This is a genomic window from Lactiplantibacillus garii, assembly GCF_003885105.1.
GTDB classification, from domain to species: domain Bacteria; phylum Bacillota; class Bacilli; order Lactobacillales; family Lactobacillaceae; genus Lactiplantibacillus; species Lactiplantibacillus garii.
Genome location: NZ_QWZQ01000083.1, coordinates 1 through 4,115 on the forward strand (window position 1 = coordinate 1; position 4,115 = coordinate 4,115).

3 protein-coding genes are annotated in these 4,115 nt (G+C 46.0%); all 3 read right to left on the bottom strand.

Annotated elements, in window-relative coordinates; translation table 11 throughout:
- Positions 1 to 15: 15 nt before the first annotated feature.
- The 3 genes from D1831_RS13780 to D1831_RS13790 all read right to left on the bottom strand — a co-directional run bounded on the left by D1831_RS13780 (position 16) and on the right by D1831_RS13790 (position 4,096).
- Positions 16 to 618, bottom strand: a complete 603-nt coding sequence (locus D1831_RS13780) for a hypothetical protein (protein WP_125073412.1) — start codon at positions 616 to 618, stop codon at positions 16 to 18.
- Between the two features lie 137 nt (positions 619 to 755).
- A complete protein-coding gene (locus D1831_RS13785) occupies positions 756 to 1,577 on the bottom strand; it encodes a Cof-type HAD-IIB family hydrolase (RefSeq protein ID WP_125073413.1) in 822 nt (273 codons plus the stop codon).
- 164 nt (positions 1,578 to 1,741) lie between these two features.
- Entirely contained in the window at positions 1,742 to 4,096 is a 2,355-nt protein-coding gene (locus tag D1831_RS13790; protein ID WP_125073414.1) for an FAD-binding protein, read from the bottom strand.
- Positions 4,097 to 4,115 lie beyond the last annotated feature (19 nt).

Sequence of the window (4,115 nt, forward strand, 5' to 3'; positions counted from 1 at the left end):
ATTTAAATCATTTTATTAATGAAAATCACCGGGCATAAAACTTTCAATGACTGCCGTGGTGTTAAACGTTTCGATACTATGGAAACTAGCTTCGTCGATTTCAGCGTAACGGACCGCAATTTGTGGGCGTTGCGTTAAGTCAAACATATTGACGTAGTTGAATTCCACGTACTTTTTGTGTTCACTGTGAATAAAGCCGGTGTAGCTGTCGCCGTGTTTTTTGATCCGGCCGGATAACTGGATGACCTGATCATGTTTAAACGCTTGTTTTAACAAGGTCTTTAGCAACGAGTGCTTGCCCTGCTTCTTTTGAAACTTAGCGACTAACCGTTCCGTATTCCAGACGTCGTAGTACCCGCGTTGTTGCGCCAACGCGATGATCGTGGCCATGCTCTTTAAATAGTCGGAACCACTGACGACCTTGGACAAGGACGCTTTACGGAAAACGACCAACCCGTCCAGTTCACCATCAACGTTAATTGCCTTAACGAGTACAAACTTTTCGTCCTGTTGAACAACAAAACCAACACTGAACTGTTCGTTGGTTCCCTTCGAATAGATCTCAACGAGCTGCTTATTCTTAATTGCCTTAGCCAAATCGTCGCGAATCGCACTCATGCGTGTTCCCCCATTCAATGATGTCCGGCGTTACTTATTGGAAAATTTATAGTACGCCACTATTTCAATGTCCATGATACCACTTGTAAAACTCCGATTACAAATCCAGTTTGCGACAATTTAGTGTATTTTCATTCTTACAAAATGAATTTATTAATGACTTCGGCCAGCGCGTCGTGGTTATTGTCGGCCGTCGTTACGTATTTGGCGGCCGTTTTGACCGTTTCGATCCCGTTAGCGACACTGACGGGTAAGCCCACCGCTTCAAGCATTGGCAAGTCGTTATTGTTATCCCCGGCCGCAATAATTTCGCTGGCTTGGATGTTCAGTAATTTGCCAAGTTGAACAGAAGCCGTTCCCTTGTTCACCCCGGCCGGGTTAAATTCCACGTAGCGGTCGGAAGAATAGGTTACCGCCAAGGCGGCCGGGTCCACGTTAGCTTCCACGTCCGCCCGCATCTGGCGCCGTTCCGGCATGGTTGGCAGCGCCATGATAATTTTCATGATGTTCAGATCCTTAAAGCGACTGAAATCCGCATCGTTCACTAGTTCAAAACTGACCCCGCGGTTACGCAAATAGGCCGCGTCTTCGGCGATTGGGTTATAAATGTACAACGTGTCCTGGGTATAAACGTGGGTGGCGGCGTTTTTGTTCGCAATCCCCGCTTTGAACACTTTTTCAGCAATTGCGTACGGCATGGCGTTGACGATCAGTGGCCGGTTATCCTTGTTTTCCAGTACCAAACCACCGTTATACGAGATCGAATACTGGTGTGGTTGGTCCTTTAAGCCCATTTGTTCTAGGTCGTTTTGAAACGAGGTGTAACTCCGGCCCGAATTCGGCACGAAGTAGACCCCCTTGGCGGCCGCCGCTTGAATCGCCGCGGCGTTTCCGGCGGACAAACTGCCGTCGTCGTTCATCAAAGTTTCGTCTAAGTCACACACAATCATTTTATACATATCAATACCCTCTCAACTATTAGATTACCCTTTTCACTTTAAGGGAGTTCCAAGGGAAATGCAACCGCTTTACTAAACAAAAAAATAACCTTTTTATTAATAAAAGCATATTTTTGTAAGATCAAGGGAGGTTCCGTAAAAACGGAGCCTCCCTTGATATCGTCCTAATTTACTTGTTTCAACGCGTCTTGAACCGCATATTTAATTGCAGTACTAGTAGCTGATGCACCCGAAACAGCATCAACATCCGTACTATTGTTGGCTGTAATTGCGGCTGGGATTAACTTCAACGCTTGTTTACCAACGTCTTCACTTTCATGTTCCTGAACGACCTCAACATTTTGAATCTTTTGCTCCGCGTAGGTCACCCGCACTACCAATTGTCCACCGATTCCGTTAGCCGATTTGCCTAAGTACTGATTCTTATCAAGCGGAATGTCATCAATTCGTGCACCGGCTACCAAGTCATTGATTGAATCCAGGGGTTCCTCGACCGTGACATCATTCTCAATCCGCTTACTAGTTGCCGCATTTTCACCGGCGATTTTTCCGAAAATTAGGCATTCAGCCAGGTTTCCCCCACCTTGATACCGGTTGCCGCAAATTCCTCCCAGCTCGCCGGCACCGTATAAGTGCGGAATTGGCTGACCATCTAACCCAATAATTTGCGCATCCGCATTTCTTTCCGGGCCACCCTGCGTATTTAAAACATCATTGGCCAGCGCGATGGCGTAAAACGGGCCCTGACTGAACGAATTCATTGTCACGGTCGCCCGTCCGAAATGGTCTTGGTGACCAGATTCAGTTTCACGATTAAACTGCGCAACCGTGGTAGTAAGTGCTCCTTCAGGTAACTGTAGTAACCGATTTAACTTTTCAATAGTCGGCGCACTGACTAATTTATCAAAGAAGTGCGGGTAAGGTAATCCGGACTGAGTACCACGTTTGAACCGATCATACTGGGCCTGATCAAAAATCAAGTACGGGTGGTCATTATGCATAGGAATGTCCCAGTGACCATGATTCTTTATGTGTCCGTGGCGTGATTCAGCCGTTTCGTCGAAATAGCGGCTCCCATCGTCAGCGATTACAAAAACACTCCCGTGGTTCAATTCACGCCATCCGCGAATTTGGCGTCCCCGTTCACCGGGCTTTTCAGCAAAAGTTAATCCCGGTAGAATTCCGTGCGATTCGTAGTTTGCCATGTGCCACATCCGAGCACCAACTGATTGAGCTAGCCTTAATCCGGCCCCTTGATTATACAACGTTCCGATTGGGGTCAATTTCTGGTATTTAAGATAGGTTTGAATCATACTTGGATTATTTTCAAATCCACCCGTCGCCAGTACGACACCATTTTTAGCGTGAATATTATAATTCTGATGATTGCGTTCCACCATCACCCCTTGAATAACTTTTGTTTCAGGGTTTTGAATCAATTTTTTAGCAGTCGAATTTAACCAAACATCAATCTTAGACTGGCGTTTAAGCACTTGTTGCCGTAGAACTTTCCATAATCCGGCGTCATGTCCTTTATGATTGACCATGGTGATATCAAACGTCTCACTCCCCGCAAACTCTGGATACTCAACCATTGGACTCACACGCTTGTCCGTCTTCGATTTCATTTCGCGATTCCAGCTAACCGGTTCAATGTCTAAGTACCGCTTCAAATATTCTGGAATCTTAGTCATCCCCGTCAAATACGCTTCTAGTGCCTCCCGAGGTACTGCTAGCGGCGCAAATAGTTGCTGGTAATACTTGGTTAACGCGGCTAGATTCTTACCAGTTGCAATATACTGCGCCGCGTAGCGGGTATTCCCCCCCTCATGGCCATATGGCGCGGTATCAACCAATAAAACTTTAGCACCGTTGTCGGCAGCAAACCGTGCCGCCGTCGCACCAGCACCTCCAAAGCCCAGTACGATTACGTCGTAGTCTGCCCGCCATTTAATTTGATTGATAACCGATTGCTTTGAACGGGCAACCACCATCTTTTGAAAGTTTGTAAAACATTGGTCAAGGAAAGCAACCGTTTTGGAATCGACCAATTGATCATTTTTATCAAAATTCCTACCGGCAAAACTTAACATAAATTCATTTCCATTTAACGTTTGCGCATCCACGCCTGGTGAATTTAGAATCATTCGTAAATTATCTTGTGCTCGCGACGTACCCTGAATACCCAGCGAAGTTCCCACTAACATCACCGGCATATCCCGAAGCGAGTGCCGGTGATACGAAAGCCATTCTAAAGTACTTTTAAGAGCGGCGGTGACGGCATGATCATACTCCGGCACCCCAAAAATCACGCCGTCAACTTGCTCTATACGGTCGGCTAAATTAGTAACGGGAACTGGTTCACCTAAGTCCGCTGCATCTTCACTGAATAACGGAATAGTGTTAATTTCGGCAACTTCAATTTCAGCCCGACTTTTAAAATGGTTCCGCATAAATTGTAATAATTTTCGATTATATGATTTGCGGGCCGTGGTCCCAACAATTGCAAGTAATTTCATATCTAACACCCTTCTTTAA